Genomic DNA, 22,378 nt, shown 5'->3' on the forward strand with positions numbered 1-22,378 from the left:
TTCAGTTGTCGGTTGGTCGCTTCGCTCTTAGCTTTTGGCTCTTGGCTCTTGGCTCTTTTTTCAGTTGTCTTTTTTCAGTTTTCAGTCTTTTTAATTCAAAAATCAAAAATCGTCAATCTACAATCGTTAATCTTTTGTTGTCAGTTAGTCGCTTTGCTCCGTTATCGGTTTTCTATTAGTTTCAATTCAACATCCAACACCCAACATCCAACATCTAAAACCCAACCCCCAACCCCCAACATTGTAATTATAACCACTTACTTTTTAAACAAACCAGCTACAAAAAGAACCACAACAGCTCCAACGGCTCCTTGTAAAATATCTCTCAGCATGTGGTGCATTCCTGAAAACCAATTAATATTGAATTCTTTAAATAACCATCCCGCGACTACGCCGCCAATGATTCCAAGAATAATATTTAAAAGCAGACCAAATCCGCCGCCTCGCATCAGGCTTCCTGCCAACCATCCAGCCAAAGCGCCAACTAATAAAGCATATAATAAACTCATAATATAGGTGTATTTTAGTGTTTTTTTAAAGGTATAGAAATATTTAAAGTAAAGCAACGTTATTGGAAATTCTTAAACTTATGAGTACTTCTTTTTGTAAGATTTTATAACTATATTAGAATCTCTTTAAAAACTTTCACCTAATGATGTCTGACTTAGAAAAAAAGATTGCATTGTATACACAAAATATAGAGAATGGCATTGATGTGATTAATAGTTACTTTCAAAGAGGAAATGTTTACCAAGATTTAAAAAACTATGAATTAGCATTAAAAGATTACACTAAGGCTATTGAGTTAGATAAAAATTATTCGCATGCATATTATAATAGAGGAATTGTTTACAGAAAGTTAAAAAAGTACGAATTAGCTTTAAGAGATTGCACAAAGGCTATTGAGTTTGATAAAAATGATTCGGGGGCATATAACAACAGAGGAAATGTTTACCATGAGTTAAAAAACTATGACTTAGCATTAGAAGATTTTACAAAAGCTATTGAGTTAGATAAAAATTATTCGCATGCATATTATAATAGAGGAATTGTTTACCAAGGTTTAAAAAAATATGAATTGGCCTTAAATGATTATACTAAGGCTATTGAGTTAGATAAAAATTATTTAACTGCATATAACAACAGAGGAATTATTTACCGAGAGTTAAAAAAGTATGAATTAGCTTTAGATAATTATACTAAGGCTATTGAGTTAGATAAAAATTATTTAACTGCATATAACAACAGAGGAAATGTTTACCATGAGTTAAAAAAGTATGAATTAGCTTTAGATAATTATACTAAGGCAATTGAGTTGGATAAAAATGATTCGGATGCATATAACAACAGAGGAATTATTTACCGAGAGTTAAAAAATTATGAATTAGCATTGAGAGATTATACTAAGACAATTGAGTTAGATAAAAATGATTCGGAAGCATATTTTAATAGAGGAGTTGTTTACAAAGAGTTAAAAAAATATGAATTAGCTTTAAGAGATTATACTAAGGCTATTGAGTTAGATAAAAATTATTTAAAAGCATATATTAATAGAGGGAATGTTTACAGCAAATTAAAAAACTATGAATCAGCGCTAATAGATTACACAGAAGCTATTGAGTTGGATAAAAATTATACTGATGCATATAATAACAGAGGAAGTGTTTATTATGATTTAAAAAATTATGAATTAGCTTTAAAAGACTATCTACAAGTTATTGAGTTGAATAAAGAGTATTCAACAGTATATCTTAATCTTTTCTTATTATATGATGATATTGGAGATTTTGTAAAAATGAAGTTTTATGGTCATCTGTATTTGTATTACTCGTTTAAAGAAAGAGAAATTGAATTAAGAAGTACGGTTTTAAATCTATGGCAAGACAATATTTATAATTATAAATTCCTTTTGGAAAACTTTGCCATTGATTTTGACAGCTTTTTGTTTGTCAATTATAAAAGCAAACTTCAACATATTCAACCCATAGAAGATTACTATAACTTTTTATGCATATCAAATCTAGATCAACGTACTAAAGAAAGTCAACGCGCTATTTTAAATTATTATTTAGGAAGTCCTGTAGCAGCCTATATTCAGTATGATGAGGTTTTAGATGAAGATTATTACCCGTTGACCGCACAGGAGCTATATTATTATTCATTAATGGCGGATATTTTAAAGCTGGATGCAGAAGAAATCTTAAATGCTGCTATTGAGGAACTAGCAGAAAAAGAAGATAAATCGGCAAAAGACCTTTACTACTTAGGTCAGCTATACTTATTGAATTCTAATGAAGTAGAAGCAAACGAATGTTTCAAAAACTCACAAGAGTTTGTCCCTTCTTTTATATTGTTTATGAGTTTTGAAAAAGATAAAGCAACACAAAAACAACTTCTAGAAAAACTACTAAAACTCAATCAAGATGTTTTGATTTCATACTTTACAGGATATCCGAGAACAACTATTGAAACAGAAAATAGTTTTGAAACACAATTTGAACACTATTTTTTTACGACTGAATTGTTTGCTGCTGTTTCAAAAATCAAAGAAAGGTATCAACTGCCAGAGTACTTACAAGGATATAACCATCTTAAAATATGGGAGACTTTTTATCTTCCAGATAGTGAACAAGCTATCATTGACAAAGCCTTTCAAAATCATAAGATTCAAGAATTGGTTGATACCATTACCCAAGATTTAGAGATAAAATTAGTGTCCATTGATGTTACTGAGAAGACAAATTATTTAGAAAAAATAAAACATAGTTTACGGGAAGATCAAGATTTGGATATCAGAGAAGCGTTTGACTCACTTTTAAAGACGCTAAAAGAAAACGGAAATCTAGAAAATCATCTTGGACAAATGATTGAAAAGTTTCAACTAGAAAAAATACAATTGTATCTTTATTTTATCTCCTATTTTTATTTACAGGGAAATCTTGATAGTTACCAAGCTTTTTCACTATTTAGTTACTTACTCGAAACTGTAAGTTTAAAAAAATCAAAAGCGATAAAAGAGTCTCTAGAATTATTAATACCATCAGATTTTAGTGAATTATTTATAACTACTATAGGATTAAGTAGGCATTTGTATAAGTTGGTTCATCTACATAAAGCATACAATGTACTTTTCGAAGATTACAGTGCGTATCAACTACAAAAGGAATCACATTACATGACGTTCAAAAAGAATATAAATACTTATATATCAATTAATAAAGAAACTTTATCAGAGGAAATGTTTAATAAAAAGTTTCAATGTTTTCCTGCAATTATTGAGCATAATTTGAAAAATATATAATATTTCACCTAATGTATGTACTTCCCTAATCCCTAATCCCTAATCCCTAATCCCTAATCCCTAATCCCTAATCCCTAATCCCTAATCCCTAATCCCTAATCCCTAATCCCTAATTCCCAACACCCAACACCCAACACATAAGTAATCAAGCACACAAAAAAACCGATACAGCAAACACACTTTAGTCTGTAATAGTATTTTTGCACTGTTATCATACGTAAATTAAAAACCCAACTCACTTCATGAAAGCAGCGGAACTCTTTATAAAAGCATTAGAAAATGAAGGTGTAGAATATATTTTTGGACTTCCAGGCGAAGAAAACCTCGATGTATTAGACGCCATTCGAACATCAGATAAAATTAAATTCATCCTTACCCGTCACGAACAAGGTGCAGGATTTATGGCAGCCACTTACGGACGACTCACAGGAAAGGCAGGCGTTTGCATGTCTACGCTCGGTCCAGGTGCTACGAATATGGTGACGCCAGCCGCGTATGCACAATTGGGCGCGATGCCGTTGGTGATTATTTCTGGGCAAAAACCAATCAAAAAGAGCAAGCAAGGAAACTTTCAAATCATTGATGTGGTGGAAATGATGCAACCAATCTCCAAATACACCAAGCAAATTACCAATGGCGATCAAGTTGCTGCCTGCGTTCGAGAAGCGTTTCGTTTGGCACAAGAAGAACGTCCTGGAACGGTACATTTGGAATTCCCAGAAGATGTTGCGAGAGAAACGGTGGAAAATCCGCAAATATTTAAAGTAACGGACACCAAAATGTCGCACGCGGAACCTTCAAGCATTGAAAAAGCGGCGCAAATGATTGAACACTCAAAAATGCCGTTGCTATTGATTGGAGCAGGAGCCAACCGAAAACGTACCAGCGAAGCGTTGAACGAATTTGTTGACACCTTAGGCATTCCGTTTTTCAATACCCAAATGGGGAAAGGAATTATTGACGAACGTCATCCCTTGTATTTGGGAACGGCGGCGTTGTCGGATAACGATTTCATTCACGAAGCGATAAAAAATGCCGATTTAATTATCAATGTGGGACATGATACGGTGGAAAAACCACCATTTTTTATGCATCCAGAAGACGAGCGAAAAGTCATTCACGTGAACTTTTTCCCAGCGGAGATTGATGAGGTGTATTTTCCGCAATTAAACGTCATTGGAGATATTGCACACAGCATCAAACAATTGACCAAATCGTTGCAATCCGTAGCAAAATCTTGGAATATCGATTTTTACATGCATGTGAAAGAACATGTAGATTCGCGATTGGCAAAGTATGAAGCAGACGACCGTTTTCCAATCTTGCCACAGCGTTGTGTAAAAGTCATTCGTGATTTGATTCCCGACGACGGAATTGTCACACTTGACAACGGAATTTACAAAATTTGGTTTGCCAGAAACTATCCAGCGTACATTCCCAACGGATTATTGCTCGACAATGCTTTAGCCACGATGAGTGCAGGATTGCCGTCTGCCATGGCGGTAAGTGAGTTGTATCCTGATAAAAAAGTCATTTCTGTAAATGGCGATGGTGGATTTATGATGAATTCCCAAGAACTGGAAACCGCAGTACGCCTAAACCTAAATCTTGTCGTTATTATTTTAAATGACAACGCGTACGGAATGATAAAATGGAAACAAGAAAAAGAAGACATCCCAAAATACGGACTCGATTTTGACAACCCTGATTTTGTAAAATACGCTGAAAGCTTTGGTGCTTCAGGGTATCGACCTGAATCTGTCGCCGATTTTATTTCCGATTTAGAAACAGCATTACAAACCGACGGCGTACATTTGATAGATTTGGCAGTAGACTATTCGCTCAATCATGAAATTTTAAACGTATTACTCAAAGAATATTCAGAAAACTTAAAAAAATAAACTATGGAAACTATACAAAGCATCAACCCAGCCACTGAAGAACCGATAGCATCTTACGAGCGCATCAGTGCTGAGGTTGCTATTGAAAAAGTAAACAACGCTAACGATGTATTTCAATCGTGGAAACAACAATCTTTTGAACATCGTGCAACGTTGATGCACAAACTAGCCGACATTTTAGAAGAGAACACCGAAGAATACGCGCAATTGGCAACCCAAGAAATGGGGAAAATCATAGAACAATCGCGCGGAGAAATCATGAAATGTGCTCGAATTTGTCGTTACTATGCGGATAATGCTGCCGATTTATTAGCAGATTCGCCTGTGGAAACCGAAGCCAGCAAAAGTTACGTAGCATTTCAGCCGTTGGGCGTTTTATTGGCGGTAATGCCTTGGAATTTTCCGTTTTATCAAGTCATCCGTTTTGCCGCTCCAGCCTTAATGGCAGGAAATACTTGTGTCTTAAAACACGCGTCCAATGTACAAGGTTGTGCGTATGCTTTGGAAGAAATGATTGAAAAAGCAGGTTTTCCAAAAGGAATTTTTGCCAACTTAAACATCAATTCGAAAGATGTAGAAAAAGTGATTGAACATCCACATGTAAAAGCAGTGACCTTAACAGGAAGTGAACCTGCAGGACGCTCAGTGGCTTCTATTGCTGGAAAAAACTTAAAGAAAACGGTGATGGAATTGGGCGGAAGTGACGCGTATATCATTTTAGAAGATGCCGATTTGGAAGAAGCTACCGATTTAGCCGTGTTTGGACGATTGCAAAACAATGGTCAAACCTGTATTGCGGCAAAACGCTTTGTGGTGGTTGAGGATATCTATGAGGATTTTCTAGAAAAGTTCACAGAAAAAATGCAATCCAAAAAAATGGGCGAACCTACGGATGAAGATGTTTATTTTGGACCGATGGCACGCGTCGATTTGCGAAACGAACTCCATGAACAAGTAGAAAAAAGCATCTCTCAAGGCGCACGTTTGGTAATTGGCGGCGAAATACCTAATAGAAAAGGCGCGTACTATCCAGCCACAATTTTAGCAGAAGTAGCACCTGGTATGGAAGGTTTTGATAATGAACTTTTCGGTCCTGTAGCCTCTGTCATCAAAGCCAACGACGAAGCACATGCCATTGAACTCGCCAACAATTCCAACTTCGGATTGGGTTCAGGCGTCATAACAGGAAACAAAGAACGCGGTGAAAAAGTCGCACTACAACTCGAAGCAGGAAACAGTTTCGTAAACAAATTAGTAGTTTCCGACCCACGACTGCCATTTGGCGGTATCAAAAACAGTGGCTACGGACGCGAGCTTTCAGGCTATGGAATCCGTGAGTTTACCAATACGAAGTCTGTTTGGGTGGAGTAGTTTGGGTGTTGGGTGGTCGCTTCGCTCTTCGCTCTTGGCTCTTGGCTCTTGGCTCTTTTCTTTGTTGTCAGTTGGTCGCTTTGCTCCGTTATCGGTTTTCAGTTAGTTTCAATTCAACATCCAAAATTCAACATTCAACATTCATTATTCATTATTCGTTGTTGGTTTTCAGTAGTCAGTTATTTTTTTATTCAACAATCAAAAATCGTCAATCTACAATCGTTAATCTTTTGTTGTCGGTTGGTCGCTTTGCTCTTAGCTTTTGGCTCTTGGCTCTTGGCTTTTGGCTCTTGGCTCTTGGCTCTTGATTCTTGGCTCTTGATTCTTGGCTCTTGATTCTTGGCTCTTGATTCTTGGCTCTTTTCTTTGTTGTCGGTTAGTCGCTTTGCTCCGTTTTCGGTTTTCAGTAATCAGTTATTTTTAATTCAACAATCTAAAATCGTCAATCTACAATCGTAAATCGTTTTCGGTCGGTCGCTTTGCTCCGTTGTGGGTTTTGTGTTGTGAACTTTCTATAAATTTCAAAAAAATAATTCAGCATTCAGTATCTAACATTTAGTGCACTAAAGAAACGTCACTGCGAGGAGTAGGCGACGTGGCAGTCTGTTTATCCAAGTGACGTTTTCGTTTTTTGAAGTATGAGATTGCCGCGTCTGCGCCTCGCAAAGACGAATCGTAGCTTGTTTAGGAGTTTATAAGTTTCCTTATTTGATTTTTGTATTAATAATTCACAAAGAACAAAGAACAAACAACGAACAACAAAAAACGACAAATTAACAAATCCACAAATTAACAAAGAAAACAATCCTTGAATTGAGCGTAGCGAAGCATTCGTAAGAAAATCCACAATTGCCTTCCCGTGTTTATCCTGAATTTTCTATGTATTATCACGGTTCATAGGAATTGTTTCGGAAATTTTATTGAGATTCACACTAAGAAAGCAATTGGTACCATGCTTTCGAATTTTATATTAACATTAAAACGAAACAAAAAATGGCAGTTAATTTCAAAGTAATTCAACGTAGAAATCCACGCGATTTACAAGCAGCTCCCAAGAGTTATGGAATCGCAATTAATAATGGAACGGTAGATATTGACCGACTCGCAGAGTTGGTGGGTGACGGTTCAACGGTACGTCAAAATGATATCTATGCGGTCATTGTTGGTTTGGTCAATGTGATCCAAGGCGAATTGAAAGAAGGAAGAAGTGTACAATTAGGAAAACTCGGTATGTTTTCCATTAGTGTAAGTAGCGATCCTTCTGATACCGCAGAAGAAGTCAATGCGACCAACATTAAAAGCGCACGTATTCGTTACCGTCCAGGAAAGGAAATGCGAAACATGTTAAAAACACTATCGTATAGCAAAGTAAGCTAGGCATTTCATAGCTGAGATTTTATATTCAACAACACCATTACAATGTATTTTGTAGTGGTGTTTTTTTATTTATATAAGATATAGTTTACTTTAGTTGTAACATAATACCTGTGCATAATACTTATTTCGTAAACCCTAACACTAATGAATTATTATACTGTAGAAGAACTTAAAGAAAAAGTAGAAAGTCTACCAAAGGAAAAAACTCATAAAATTTATAGATTGAGTATAACTGTAAACTATCCGCATGCAAGTGTAAACAAAACATTATCAGGAATCATTAAAATATACAGCTTCTTTTTTAGGCAATACAAAGGTTGGGAAAAAGAGAGTGAGCTTAATGAGTATCTAGAGACTTCTAAATTATATTTTGGTGAAGCTGTAAGATTAATCAATAATCATATAAATAAACTCATTAACGATAGAGGTTTTTCAATATATGAGAATTACGATTTTCCAAGAAATGAAATTAATTTTTTAGAAAAAAACACAGATAATAATAAATACATATTTACTTATGATGCCTCTGAAACAGAATTCATTATGAGAATAAATAAAAAAGATGAAGATAAATTAATAAAAGCTGTAAACTTATTTGCAGGAAAAAAAATTACAGTTGACTATTCTACAGACTTTTTCTTTATTCAAGAAATATTTGAGTTTCAACGTAATGAAGATGAGTTAATAAAGAGAAGTGAAGCTGAAAAGATAAGCTTAGAAAAAGTTCGAGAAGAGTTTGAAGAACTCGTAAAAAAAGCTGAAAATAAACTCCTCAACTTTGAAGGCCATAGTACTGAAAAATTCCAAACGTGGTTTTCGGATGAACGAAGAGCATATAAAGATTGGATCTCTCAAACTCAAAAATCTTTTGAAGAATTTGATAAAAAAAGCAAACAAACCATCACAGATAAAGAAGAACTCTACGATAAAATACTTCAATTAAAAGCTCCTATAAAATATTGGGAAGAACGTGCTGAAAAGTTACGTGCGGAAGGTGAAAAATGGATGTATTGGTTGATTGGTTGTTCTGTAGTAGCTACCGTTTTACTTACAGTTGTCTTATTCTTTATCTCTAACGGTACACTAAAAGAAATGTTTGAAAAAACTGGACTTGCCATTCGTTGGTCTATAGTATTTATAACACTCATCTCTTTTTTAGCGTATGGTATTCGTACATTTACTAGACTAATGTTTAGTACCTATCATTTAGCACGTGATGCCGAAGAACGTAAACAACTCACCTATGTCTATCTTGCACTAAAAGAAGATAAAAACATTGATGAAAAAGAACGCCACTTAGTTTTACAATCACTATTCAGCAGGTCAGATTCTGGTTTATTAAAGTCCGATACATCACCCACCATGCCAGGAAACATTCTAGAAAAACTTTCCAAATAAATTTAATTCAATTATACATTCCAAGAGCACTTGAGTAGAAAAAATTCTACTCAAGTGCTCTTATTTTGTGCTCAAGTGTAGAAATATTTTTACTCAAGAGTAAAAAATAAGTACTCTTTTATATCATTTCTATTGTTGCTTTTGTGTAAAATATATACCGATTTATAGGTATGGTTTACATTGCGTTTTTCAAATATTTTTGAACTAATAATTTTATAAAAAAGTAATATAGTTACGGTTTTCCGTATGTATGTTCTTTGTTATTCTACTATTTTTATACCTATAACCAATCAAAAACTGTTGAATATGAAGTCATTAATTCTTAGTATACTATTGTTTATTTTAGCTAGTAATGTCTATTCACAAACACAAACTGAATATGAAGAAGTTGCTAAAAATAATCAAATTAATTATGTGCCTAGTGATATTGATAGTTTACGAAAAAATACGTTTGATAAATATTTAGAGGATATGAATAAATTAAACCCAAACCCTACTCCTAAAAAAGATTCAGTCTTTTATAATAATGTTGTGCTCAACAAATATTTTGCAAATAAAATTACAAATTACGCTATAAGCACGGACGATTTGTCTTTCACAGACTATATCGTAAATGCCAATACTTCTAATAAAACATTGACAATAGGTGGATCTTTTCGATTGGACAATTTTAAAAAAGAAAAAGGTAAAAGAAAAGCAGCACGACAATTGGAATCTTTACGAAAAGTTGGAAATCTGCTGACACTTTATGTACGCTCTGATTTGAGTGATGGCTTTTCAAACTTATATTCAGAAAATAGTGACACACAAGAATATAATTTTAATAGCAGCATTGGAATAGGAGGAAAGTATACTCGTATTTATAATGGAACTATTAAAACTGATAAACGAGCTCAAATAGATATTATAAGAAGTAAATATATACAAAAAGAAATTGAAAAAGCAATTGCAGATTACGATGCAGATGCATTTACAAAAGAATTGGAGTTAGAAAAATTAAGAAACCCTAACGACAATGAAAGTGATTTAGAAAGCAAGTTAGTCAGAAAAAAACACCGTGAGTTTTACGAAGCTATAGTAGATAAAGAACTCACCTATGCAAAAGAGTATAATTTAATTAAATCTTCTCATATGTTTTGGTACAGTTTGGAGTTTTTTATGCCTCTAAGCCGTAAAATAATTACGTCTAGTACAGATAACTTGACAACACAAGATAATAAGTTTACTAATTGGAATACTACGCTACAAATGAACTATTTGTATAATAGAAATAACGCCTGTTTCATTAAAGACTTTTCAATAAAAGGTACTGCTCAGTTTGCTGTTTTTAATACAAACGATTTTATTGCTAATAATGATAGCGCCGTCACATTTCAAAACATTATACAAGATAATATGTCTAGTCAAGTAGAAGGTTCATCCTCTTCCGTATTCCTAGGAAATTACAACGATTTTCCTGCGGGTTCAGTAAAAGGAGAAGTATCAAGCTTATTTTTCAATAATACGGTAGGATTGAGTGTTGCTTTCGAACAAACTATAGGCGAAATACACAATAGGAATTGGAAATTAGGAATTCCCATAAGTTTTAAAGATAAAGATGGCAAACCAACGCTAAACTTTGAACTTCAATGGCGCGAAATCAACACACAACATTCTGTCGGAATTAGTGTCGGTTACAACTTTGGGAAGTTTGTGCAATAATCAGTGTAAACTTCTTTAAGGAAAATTCTTAAATTTACCATTAAAATACTACATGAACCAACCCAAAGCCTCAGAAGTAGCTTTACAAGTATTACAAACATTTTTAAACACAAATGAAATTCCAACGGTAAAAGGTAAACCCAAAACGTTTTTAAGCATTGCCAAGCAACCGCATTACGAAAACGTATGGTCTAATATTTATGCGTTTTACTTTAATGTGCGCGAGAGTCATAAACTAAATAATTTATTCATCAAAAGTTTGATTTCGCTGATTAGAGAAAGCTCACTGCCCGATAGCAAAACGATATTTGAAACCTTTTTAAATTTTGATGTCGTTACAGAACTCGGAGCCAAAGAACAGAAACGGATGGATATTGCCTTATTCAACAATGATCAAGCAATTTTGATCGAAAACAAAGTCTATCACATGTTAAACAACGACTTAGATATTTACTACAATGAATTGGACAAAATTGAAAAAGTCGGAATTGTATTGTCATTAGAGCCCATTTCCAAAGATAAAATTGAGCATCCGCGTTTTATCAATATTACACACTTACAATTAATGCAACGTGTAATGCAGTATTTGGGTACCTATTTATTAAAAGCCAATGATAAATATGTAGTATTTCTCAAAGATTTTTATCAAAACATCATCAATCTAAGTCAACCATATATGGAGCAAGAAAATATCAATTTTTATTATCAACATCAGCAAAAAATTAATCAATTGGTACACTACAAATTTAAGTTGCGAGAACATATTTTGAGTGAAGTTGTCAAGGTTGGGAATGAGTTGGAAAATTTAGAGAAATACGAACCACGACTCAATAGTTTCAACGACAAGCGTTTGGTATATTATGTATGTCCGCATGAGCGAAATTTGATGATTACTGTAGTTTATGAAAAACTCTTAACCAACGAACGCGTCATGCACATTGCGGTAGAAATGCAGGGCGATTTGCTACAAAACAGAAATATATATAAAGAAAAAATTCAGTTTGCGGATGAAGAAAAAGCGATTTTTGCCAACCATTTTGAAACAACGCAAGAAGGTTGGGCGCATTTTGCCATAAAGCATTACTCACCAACTCCGCAGCAAATCGGTAAATTGGCTGAATATATACACAAGATCATCATTGACGATCATTTATTGGCTATATACAACAAGTTGGCTGCTTTTTTTTAAAGTTGAAAAGATTGAGTAATTGTTGATAAAAATTTAAGATGATTTAATACTACCTTACAACAAACTATAGGCGCAACACTCAGTCGGAATCAGTGTAGTTTATAACTATGAGGAATCTGTACAATAAATCAGCGACAACTTCCTATTAGGTAAGTTTCTAAACTAATAAAAATCAATTGCATAACATACTTTCTTAGGAAATAAGTGATAGGTTTGTGCGTTTTTTATGCTTTTTTATAGACTTTTTTCTATCTTTATGTCGTAAACAAGAGATACAATTGTATGCAAATTAGATAAAATATTGTATTTACTTGCGTAAATTGCAACCTTACTACAACCAAAAGTAATCCGTACGAATGACAGCAGCAGCACTGAAAGACCTGGAAGATAAATTATGGGAATCGGCAAATAATTTAAGAGCCAATTCCGGGCTCAAATCAAGCGAATATGCGACGCCTGTTTTGGGACTCATATTCCTAAAATATGCCGATAATAAATACAAACAAGTAGAAGATGAAATTGAAGCTGCATTAGAAGCGCAAAAAACATCACGAAATAAAAAGCAAGCACACGAAATTGCCATTGACAAATGTGGTTTTCACTTGCCTGATACGGCACGTTTTGACTACCTTTTAAATCTTCCTGAAAAGGAAAGCATGGCAAGCGCCATCAAAGCCGCTATGGAGGGTATAGAGCGTACACAAGAAGAAAAAAACAAAAACATACTTCCCAAAGATGAATACGCGAGTATTGAAAAAAGTGATCGTAAAATTCTGCCCGAATTGCTCAAAGCACTTTCCGACATTCCCGAAGATGCCGAAGGCGACGTGTTTGGTAAAATATACGAATACTTTTTAGGGAAATTTGCACTAAGCGAAGGACAAAAAGGAGGACAATTTTTTACGCCAACATCCGTAGTAAAATTTATTGTAGAAGTCATAGAACCGTATCACGGTACAGTGTACGATCCCGCCTGTGGAAGTGGCGGTATGTTTGTACAATCGGCAGAGTTTATTAGGAAGCGAACAGATAAAGATGCTTCGGATGCTATTTACGTTTCTGGACAAGAGAAAACAGGCGACACCGTAAAGTTGGCGAAAATGAACTTAATGGTTAACGGATTGCGGGGCGATATCAAACAAGCCAACTCTTATGCAGACGATCCGTACGATAGCTATGGTGCGTTTGACTTTGTTATGGCAAATCCGCCGTTTAATGTAAAATCAGTAAAAGAAAGTACGGTAAAAAACGACAAACGTTTTACTGCGTTTGGATTGCCAAAAAACAAAGGCAAAAAAGAAGACAAAATAACCGATGCCAACTACTTGTGGGTAAGCTTATTTGCTACTTCACTAAATGACACAGGACGCGCAGGTTTTGTTATGGCAAACTCTGCTAGTGATGCGCGCAATTCGGAATATGATATCCGTAAGCAAGTGGTTGATGCTGGTATTGTAGATGTAATGGTGACCATGCCATCCAATATGTTTTATACCGTAACCTTGCCAGCCACCCTATGGTTTTTTGACAAGGCAAAAGTAAACACCGACCGAAAAGACAAAATTCTCTTTATAGATGCCCGTAATGTATATAAGCAACTTACTCGCGCGCACCGCGAATGGACCGAAGAACACGTACGAAACCTTGGGATGATTACACGCTTATACCGTGGGCAAAACGACCGTTTTATCAACTTGGTAAACGAGTACTTGCAAAAAGCACAGCCGTTAGTAATGGAGAGTGAAAAAAGTTTGGAAAACTATATTTTACAGCTACAATACCAAACAGAGTATTTAGAAAAATACATCACGGAAGCTACACCGCAACACACCAAAGCGCAACTTAAAAAGAAAGAAACCTTTGCGTGGACTAGTAAATGGAAAGCCTTGCAACAAACTGCCATTGCCTTCCCCGATACTTTTCCGTATGCTGGCGACATACAAAAGAAAATAACAACCGTAGTTGAAGCTACCCAAACACAAACCGTAGCCGAAGCCAATACGGCGCAACAACAATTGGCTAGTGAATTACAAAACTTAGTGGAAAGCCACCAAGCACACCAAAAAGTATTGGCAAACTATGTAAAACAACTAGAAGCCTTGTTGGTATTTGCCGAAAAACAACTCAAACTAAAAAAGAAAAATGTTTGGAACAGTTGCTTTGCCAAAGCACCTAAAAAAGTGTTAGAAGTAGCGCAAAAAGAATATAGAAAGCCATTTGATGAACTTGCCTATTACTACGAAAGCATGGCATGGTTGCACCAACGCTTTCCAAAAGCGGAATACCAAGATGTCGTAGGACTTTGCAAACTAGCCGACCAACAAGAAATAGTGGATGAACAAGACTATTCCCTAAACCCAGGACGCTATGTAGGTGTGGAGATAGAAGAAGATCACTTGACGGAGGAAGAGTTTTCAGAGAAAATGAAAACGTTTAATAAAGAGTTACAAGCTTTAAATAAACATTCTAATACTTTAGAAACTGAAATTAATAGTGCAATCTCTAAATTATTTTGATGGAAAATAGGATAATGGCTTTAAGAGAATTAATAAATGATACGATAGATTATAGAGGGAAAACACCTCCAAAGTGTGATTCTGGAGTGGCGGTAGTTTCTGCTGCAAATATTAAAAAAGGCAAAATTATTCTTGATGGAAAGTATTTATCTTTAGATCTTTATGAAAAGTGGACTACAAGAGGATTTATAAAGCCAGGTGATATATTAATAACAACGGAAGCACCTGTTGGAGAAATAGCAAGAGTTCCTGATGATCGAACATATTTAACTTCTCGTAGAGTTTTTGCATTACAGGTAAATGAAGAAGTCGCTAATGAAACTTTTATTTATTATTACTTACTTACGGAAGGTGTTAAAAGATATTTTGAATCTATTTCACATGGAGCCACAGTACCAAGAATATATAAAGATGAAATTTTAGATTTAAAAATAAACCTTCCACCACTACCAACCCAACAAAAAATTGCCTCCATACTCTCTGCTTATGATGATCTCATAGAAAACAACAACAAACGCATTCAGCTATTGGAAGAAATGGCTTCCGAAATTTACAAAGAATGGTTTGTACGCTTGCGTTTTCCTAACTATCAAGATACTAGTATTGAAAATGGGGTGCCTGAGGGTTGGGAGAAGAAACGTCTGAAAGATTTGATAGTTTTTGAAAAAGGAAAAAATCCTAAAGAAATTTATGAAGATGAAGTAGAAAATAGTATGCCTTATCTTAATATGGATGCAATAGATAAAGGAGGAAAAAGTTGGGTTTCTATTGAAAAACAAATTGTAGTTAATAAATCAGATGTAATAATGGTGATGGACGGATCGCGTTCAAGTCTTGTTTTTAGAGGAAAAGAAGGAGCGGTTGGTAACACATTATCAAAGTTAAGATTTACAGATGATGAATATATTACTGTAAAAAATACTATGCTGTATCACTTCCTAAAATTAAATCATAAATCTATAAAAACTAATAATACAGGAAGTGCTATTCCACATGCAAATAAAAAGTATATACATTCATTATCTTTTTTGATTCCATCAGATGATATAATGGATGATTTTAATAAAAGTGTAGTATCTATTCATGAATTAATAGACAACTTATATGATAAAAACAACTTCTTACAACAAACCCGTGATTTGCTGTTACCACGGTTGATTAGTGGGAAGTTGGAGTTGTAATTTAGAATTCGGAATTATGAATTCAGAATTAGTTTACTTCATTACGAGGAAGCATGACGAAGTAATCTGTTTATTTTAGAACGTATATGTTATTAAAAGTAACAGATAGCTTCACTGCGTTCGCTATGACGTAACAAAGAAATCAGAAACGTCACTGCGAGGAGTCTGTGACGTGGCAGTTTGTTTGTTATGATACGTATACGTCAGTTCGATTTCTATGATAAAAGCAAGGAGTGAATTTGTCATATCGCAGTCGAGATAAGCAAATTTGTATCAAGAACAGCTACGAATATCGAAGCACTTCTCGATACAATTTTCTTCATTTCATTTCGAAAATCACTCGAAGTGACGTTTGGAGTGTATAAGACTAATTTGTCAAAATAATAAATTGCGGCATTGGTACATTTTCAAACGATACATTATAAAAATTACACTGAACATAGTTGAAATGTGCTAAATTCAGCAGAAAGTTTTATCTTACGAAGATGTAATATGCAAGTCGTGTCTTATAAATACCTTGAAGAATAAAAACCGATGGCAAACTACCTTAGCGAAGACGACATAGAACAAGCAGATATTGACTTGTTTATCAATAAACTTGGTTATGACGAACATCTCAACGCAAGTGGTCATAAACTTTTAGGTCGCAACAGCCTTAAAGAAGTTGTTTTAAGAGATCGTTTGTATGATAAACTCAAAGAACTCAATCCGGAACTTCCTGAAGCTGCCACAACAGATGCCTTTGAGAAGCTTACCGAAAGTCGTGCTTCCCTATCTGCCATACAGGCAAACAAAGAAGTTTATGAATACCTAAAAAACGGTGTGCCCGTTACCTATACCAATGCCGAAGGCAAAGATGTGCCCGCAGCCGTAAAAGTAATCAACTTTGCAAACCCCGCAGCCAATGAATTTTTGGTAGTATCGCAATTAACCATCCAATACCGAGACCTAGAACGTCATCGTCGCCCAGATGTATTACTGTACATTAACGGTTTACCGTTGGTATTTATAGAACTCAAAAACGCTAGTGAAAAAGTGCGCAAAGGTTTTGACGATAACTTAACCGACTACAAACGCGACATTCCACAACTATTTGATTATAACTTACTTGTTTGTATCTCCAATGGAATACAAACCCGTATTGGAAGTTTTAATGCCGATTGGGAACACTTTTTCCCTTGGATTCGTAAAGACGATACGGCAGTAAACAAAAATCAGCTCAACTTAGCTGAGGTAGAAGCGCAGAAACGCCTAAGTTTGGAATACTTTTGCGAGCATCTGTGCAATAAAATTACATTGCTAGATTATTTAGAAAACTTTGTACTGTATCATAATAATTCAGCTAAAATCATTGCTAAAAACCATCAATACATTGGTGTTAACAATGCTATTAAAGTATTTAAAGATCGTGAAAACCGCGATGGAAAGTTAGGAGTTTATTGGCATACACAAGGTTCAGGAAAATCGTATTCTATGATTTTCTTTTCGCAAAAAATAAAGCGAACCATTCCCGGAGATTTCTCTTTTCTTATCCTAACCGACCGTACCGATTTAGACGATCAAATCTTTAGAAACTTTGTAGAAACCGAAGCCATTACAGGCGTAAGCAATCCTAAAAGCAATCCGTACCGTCCTAAAAGTAGGGCAGAGTTGTTGGAGTTTTTAGCACAAAACAAAAGCTATGTCTTTTCGCTCATTCAAAAATTTGGAATCAAACGCGGTTTACAATTCAAAAAAATTACCGATCGCAGTAGTTGGATTGTCATGATTGATGAAGCGCATCGTTCGCAATACAAAACTCTGGCAGACAACTTGCGCATAGGACTCCCCAACGCACAATATATGGCATTTACAGGAACGCCTATTATTAAAGGAGGACTTACGGAACGTTGGTTTGGTGATTACGTGTCGGAATACAACTTTGCTCAAGCTATTGAAGATGAAGCTACCGTGCCATTATTCTATAAAAAGCATGTACCGTCTATGGTAAATGTAGAAGATGATTTGGTAGCCGCTGCCGCGGAAATATTAGAAGACGAAAACATTTCGGAAGAAGAAGAACAAAAGTTGAATCGTGAATACAGCACGATTATGGAAGTGGTAAAACGCGACGATCGTTTAAATGAAGTCGCCAAAGACATTGTACAACATTATCCGTCGCGTTTAGACATGGTAGATGAAGAAGGCAATCGAAAACCCATGAAAGCCATGGTGGTTTGTATAGACAAATATACGGCGGCAAAGATGTATGAAAAGGTACAGTATTATCAAGGAGAACGCATTAAAGAATTAAAGCGAACAATAAAACAAACCTTTCACAAAGAAACGCGTGCACGCTATTATCGTGAAGTAGATTTTATAAAAGAAACGGATATGGCAGTCGTAATCAGTAAAGACAAAAGTGACGAAGCGCGTTTTAAAAAGAAAGGTTTGGATGTTACTAAATACCACAACATGGTAGATGCAAGAGATAGTGATGGCAGAAGTGTAGAAGATTATTTTAAAGATGCCAATCATCCATTGCGTATCGTATTTGTAACCGCCATGTGGCTTACAGGCTTTGATGCGCCATCGGTATCTACATTGTATTTAGACAAACCTTTGCAAAATCATAACCTAATGCAAACCATAGCGCGTGCCAACAGGGTATTTTCGGCAAAGAAAAACGGATTGGTCATTGATTACTTTGGTGTATTTAGAAACTTGAAAAAAGCATTAGCCGTCTATGCACAAGGAAGTAGCAGTACAGTTTCGGACGACGATGAGATGCCAATTCAAGAATTTGAGGAGTTAATCGTTATTCTTGAAGCTGCCATTGCGGAAGGCATGCAGTATTGTAAGGACAACAGAGCCGACTTACAAGAAATTATAAAGCTTGGCGAAAAGGATTTTGGAGAGGTTCGTTTATTTGCTGAATATGCTGACGTTTTATTGCGTAATGATGATATTAAGAAGCAGTTTAAATTATATACCAATTCTATCGTTTCTTTATACGATTCTTGTAAGCCAGATATATACAATTACCCAATCATAAAACAGCAAAAAGAAGTTTTTGAATACTTAAGGAATGTGGTAGATCGTAATGCAGGAAGTGATGCACGTATGGACAATGTTCGCGTTCGCGTAGATGCATTATTAGATGAGTCTATCTTGAAATCAGAAGATGCCGTTGGCGAAGAAGACATCAAGTATGAAATAACTCACCACAAGCAAATAGATTTAAGTAAGTTAGACATTGACGCACTGCGAGAAAAGTTTAAAGAAACCGAAACAAAGAATATCGCTTTTACAGATTTACGCCACTTTTTGGAAGTAAAGCTGCAACACATGATTCGCGAAAACAAAACACGTACACGTTTCTTAGAACGTTTTCAAGAAATATTGGACGAGTACAATTCGGGAAGTCTTGACGTAGAAGAAGTTTACGAACAGGCAATCCAGTTTACAAAAGATGTTGAAAAAGAAGAAGAACGCCATATACGTGAAGGGCTTACACCGGAAGAACTTGAAATCTACGATTTACTTTGCAGGGAAAAGCTCACCAAAGCAGAATTGCAACGTGTAAAATTGGCAAGCAAACATGTATTGGCACGCTTAAAACAAGAAAAGGAAAAGCTTTTTGTGATAGATTGGTACAAATCATACAAAACCCGCGTACGTGTACAAAATACCATCAAAGACTTATTAGATGATAACGATAATGGCTTACCAGATAGCTATGATGAGAACATCTTTGCTGAGAAAAGTGAAATCATCTTTGATCATATATTTAATAGTGCGTTGAATGGTAGTGGGGAATGGGTAGCTTAATTGATAAATAGATTATAGAAGTTAATAATAGAATGGAAAAATATACTTGGATTCCTTTTTTTGAAGAATTAGAACAAAAAATATATTATCTGCGTAAATATAGAAACAGAGATAAAAGACTTATTGATACTTTAGAAAAAATTGATGTAGAAGTAAACCTAGAAGATAAGTATAAAGGTCAAAGTATAGAATTAAAAAGAATGGATCCTTTTACATTTTTAGAGATTATATTATTATCTGGATTTGAAAAAAGAAAAAAAGCGTTTGAAACTTTGAGAACTCTATGGAATATAAAAGCTATTAGTCCATCAGATTTTAATGGCTTACAAAGTATTAGTATCAATAACAAAAAGTTTTTTCCGTATAAAGATGACCGTAGAGTTAATGATGTAAACAATCTATGGTTATTATTTGAACAACTTCATCTTAAAAAAATTGAATCTCAATTATTTTCGTATGTATGTAACATAAAATACTTTAGCTTTGAGAGGCTCACACATTCATTTTTTTTATACGCTCCTAAATACTATTTTCCTGTAACTCCCGAAACAAAGTTATACTTGAGTGAAAAATATGGTTTAAGTTTTCCGAATGAAAATCTAAATGATTATTTGAACTATATTAAATATTTAAGTTCCAATATTGAAAAGCCTTTCTACGTAATATCACATGAAGCACAGAAATATAATGAAGGTATAAAGAACCAAATAAAAATAAATGAAGAAGAAACTAAGCCTTGGAGCCTTGAAAACTTTAAAAATGAAGATGATGGAAATCCTAAACCTTGGAGTATGAAAAAAGAGAATAAAAAGAAAAACTTGATAAGTCCTTTACCTATTGAGAAAAGTATAAAAAAAGTAGTGACAAGAGAAAATCGAAAAAAATTACATGCTCCAGAAGGGACTAATGTAGATAAAAACTACTACAGCGTAGGTTTCCACTGGGACGGAGATAAAAGTCAGTACGATCGCTTCATTAAAGAAGGCATTTGGGAAAATGGCTATGATGATAAGTTTTCAGATGTTGTTAATACTATTGAAATTGGGGATCAAATTGCATTAAAAACAGCCTACACAAAAAAAGAGAATGGAAAAACGATTTCTGCTACCAAAATATACAATGTAGGAACAGTAACGGATAATCCTAAAGATGGTAAAACTGTCAAAGTAGATTGGCAAGAAAACTTTGAACCGTATGAATTAATAGGGAAAGGTGTCTACCGAAAAACAATTAATAAAATTCAAGATACTGCTAATATTGATTTAATTTTTAATCATGACCAAAATCAAAGCAAGATATCTTCAACACCACCAAGTTTAGGAGTAGATGTAGGCGATTTAGCTTTAAATACGATTCTGTATGGACCACCTGGGACTGGAAAAACTTACAAATTACAGAATGAGTATTTCCCTTTGTTTACTACTCAAAAAGAACAGGTTACTCGCCAGCAATATGTAGAAAATATTATAGATGAACTTAAATGGTGGGAAGTGATAGCTTTAGCATTATTAGACTTGGGAAGACCAAGTAAAGTAGCAGAGATTAAGAGACACGAATTTATTGAGACTAAAAACGGTCTTTCTGAAATTAAAAGTTTAAATGCTCGTCTTTGGTCACAACTACAAACACACACCATTGAAGAAAGCGCGACAGTGAATACTTTGAAAAGGTCTTCAACAAATCTAATTTTTGATAAAACAGAAGATTCTTTCTGGTTTATTGTCGAAAAAGCAGAAGAACTTACTGAGAGTTTGGAAGGTATTTTAAGTGATATTAAAAATTTTACATCACAGGGTGGAGAAAACAGAAAACGCTACAAATTCGTCTCTTTTCACCAATCGTTTAGCTATGAGGACTTTATGGAAGGTATAAAACCTGTGATGCTTTCAGAAGATGAGCCGCAAACAGAAGTCGCCTACGAAATACAAAAAGGGGCTTTTAAGCAATTGTGTGAACTTGCCGAAAAAGATCCGAACAATCCGTATGCATTGTTTATTGATGAAATCAATCGCGGAAACATCTCCAATATTTTTGGAGAACTCATCACATTGATTGAAAAAGACAAGCGAAAAGGAGAAGCTAACGAGCTAAGTTTACATTTAACATATTCTAAAAAGCTATTCAGTGTTCCTAAAAACGTGTACATTATTGGTACTATGAACACCGCAGACAGAAGTGTAGAAGCTTTAGACAATGCCTTGCGTAGACGTTTTGCTTTTGTAGAAATGATGCCTGATTATGAAGTATTACAACCAATAGAAGGTATCAGTACTAAGCATTTACTTGAAACTATAAATAAAAGACTCATTGCATTATTGGATAGAGAGCACCAAATTGGACATTCATATTTTATTGGATTGAACACAGTTGCAGAATTGATGGAAACATTTAATAAAAAAATCATTCCATTGCTACAAGAGTACTTTTACAATGATTATGATAAAATAGGAATGGTACTAGGAAATGGTTTTATTAAACGATTGACTTCTGATGTAAAATTTGCACAAGATTATGCTTCCGAAGAAGAGTATGAATTAAATCCAACGTATAAACTTGTATATCATCATGATGAAGAAGAGTTTAGAGAATCTCTTACTAGTGCTGGCTTATTAGCCGTTGCGATAAATCTTTAG

12 protein-coding genes are annotated in these 22,378 nt (G+C 34.6%); 11 read left to right on the plus strand and 1 reads right to left on the minus strand.

The window, feature by feature from the left end:
- Positions 1-257: 257 nt before the first annotated feature.
- Positions 258-509 (minus strand): GlsB/YeaQ/YmgE family stress response membrane protein, encoded by a 252-nt coding sequence (locus C8N46_RS06400; protein WP_108114036.1) that lies wholly within the window; start codon positions 507-509, stop codon positions 258-260.
- Between the two features lie 143 nt (positions 510-652).
- Here C8N46_RS06400 and C8N46_RS06405 point away from each other — a divergent pair, with 143 nt between their 5' ends.
- The 11 genes from C8N46_RS06405 to C8N46_RS06455 all read left to right on the plus strand — a co-directional run bounded on the left by C8N46_RS06405 (position 653) and on the right by C8N46_RS06455 (position 22,378).
- Positions 653-3,301: a tetratricopeptide repeat protein gene (locus tag C8N46_RS06405; RefSeq protein WP_108114037.1), complete on the plus strand. Its 2,649-nt coding sequence runs from the start codon at positions 653-655 to the stop codon at positions 3,299-3,301.
- Between the two features lie 242 nt (positions 3,302-3,543).
- Positions 3,544-5,202, plus strand: a complete 1,659-nt coding sequence (locus C8N46_RS06410; protein WP_108114038.1) for an acetolactate synthase large subunit — start codon at positions 3,544-3,546, stop codon at positions 5,200-5,202.
- A gap of 3 nt (positions 5,203-5,205) precedes the next feature.
- Positions 5,206-6,573, plus strand: a complete 1,368-nt coding sequence (locus tag C8N46_RS06415; protein ID WP_108114039.1) for an NAD-dependent succinate-semialdehyde dehydrogenase — start codon at positions 5,206-5,208, stop codon at positions 6,571-6,573.
- 993 nt (positions 6,574-7,566) lie between these two features.
- Positions 7,567-7,950, plus strand: a complete 384-nt coding sequence (locus C8N46_RS06420) for an HU family DNA-binding protein (protein ID WP_108114040.1) — start codon at positions 7,567-7,569, stop codon at positions 7,948-7,950.
- Between the two features lie 144 nt (positions 7,951-8,094).
- Positions 8,095-9,348, plus strand: coding sequence for a DUF6161 domain-containing protein (locus tag C8N46_RS06425; RefSeq protein ID WP_108114041.1), 1,254 nt, complete (start codon positions 8,095-8,097; stop codon positions 9,346-9,348).
- Positions 9,349-9,654: 306 nt separating this feature from the next.
- Positions 9,655-11,049 carry a hypothetical protein gene (locus C8N46_RS06430; protein WP_108114042.1) on the plus strand — a complete coding sequence of 465 codons (1,395 nt, stop codon included), beginning with the start codon at positions 9,655-9,657 and terminating at the stop codon, positions 11,047-11,049.
- Positions 11,050-11,101: 52 nt separating this feature from the next.
- A complete protein-coding gene (locus C8N46_RS06435; protein ID WP_108114043.1) occupies positions 11,102-12,238 on the plus strand; it encodes a PD-(D/E)XK nuclease family protein in 1,137 nt (378 codons plus the stop codon).
- 356 nt (positions 12,239-12,594) lie between these two features.
- A complete protein-coding gene (locus C8N46_RS06440) occupies positions 12,595-14,754 on the plus strand; it encodes a type I restriction-modification system subunit M (RefSeq protein ID WP_108114044.1) in 2,160 nt (719 codons plus the stop codon).
- A 14-nt stretch (positions 14,755-14,768) separates the two neighbouring features.
- Positions 14,769-15,935: a restriction endonuclease subunit S gene (locus tag C8N46_RS06445; RefSeq protein ID WP_158269093.1), complete on the plus strand. Its 1,167-nt coding sequence runs from the start codon at positions 14,769-14,771 to the stop codon at positions 15,933-15,935.
- A 534-nt stretch (positions 15,936-16,469) separates the two neighbouring features.
- Positions 16,470-19,745 (plus strand): type I restriction endonuclease subunit R, encoded by a 3,276-nt coding sequence (locus C8N46_RS06450; RefSeq protein WP_108114046.1) that lies wholly within the window; start codon positions 16,470-16,472, stop codon positions 19,743-19,745.
- Positions 19,746-19,777: 32 nt separating this feature from the next.
- On the plus strand, positions 19,778-22,378 hold the full coding sequence (locus C8N46_RS06455) for an McrB family protein (RefSeq protein WP_108114047.1): 2,601 nt from the start codon (positions 19,778-19,780) through the stop codon (positions 22,376-22,378).

It is taken from the genome of Kordia periserrulae, assembly GCF_003054265.1.
GTDB classification, from domain to species: Bacteria; Bacteroidota; Bacteroidia; order Flavobacteriales; family Flavobacteriaceae; genus Kordia; species Kordia periserrulae.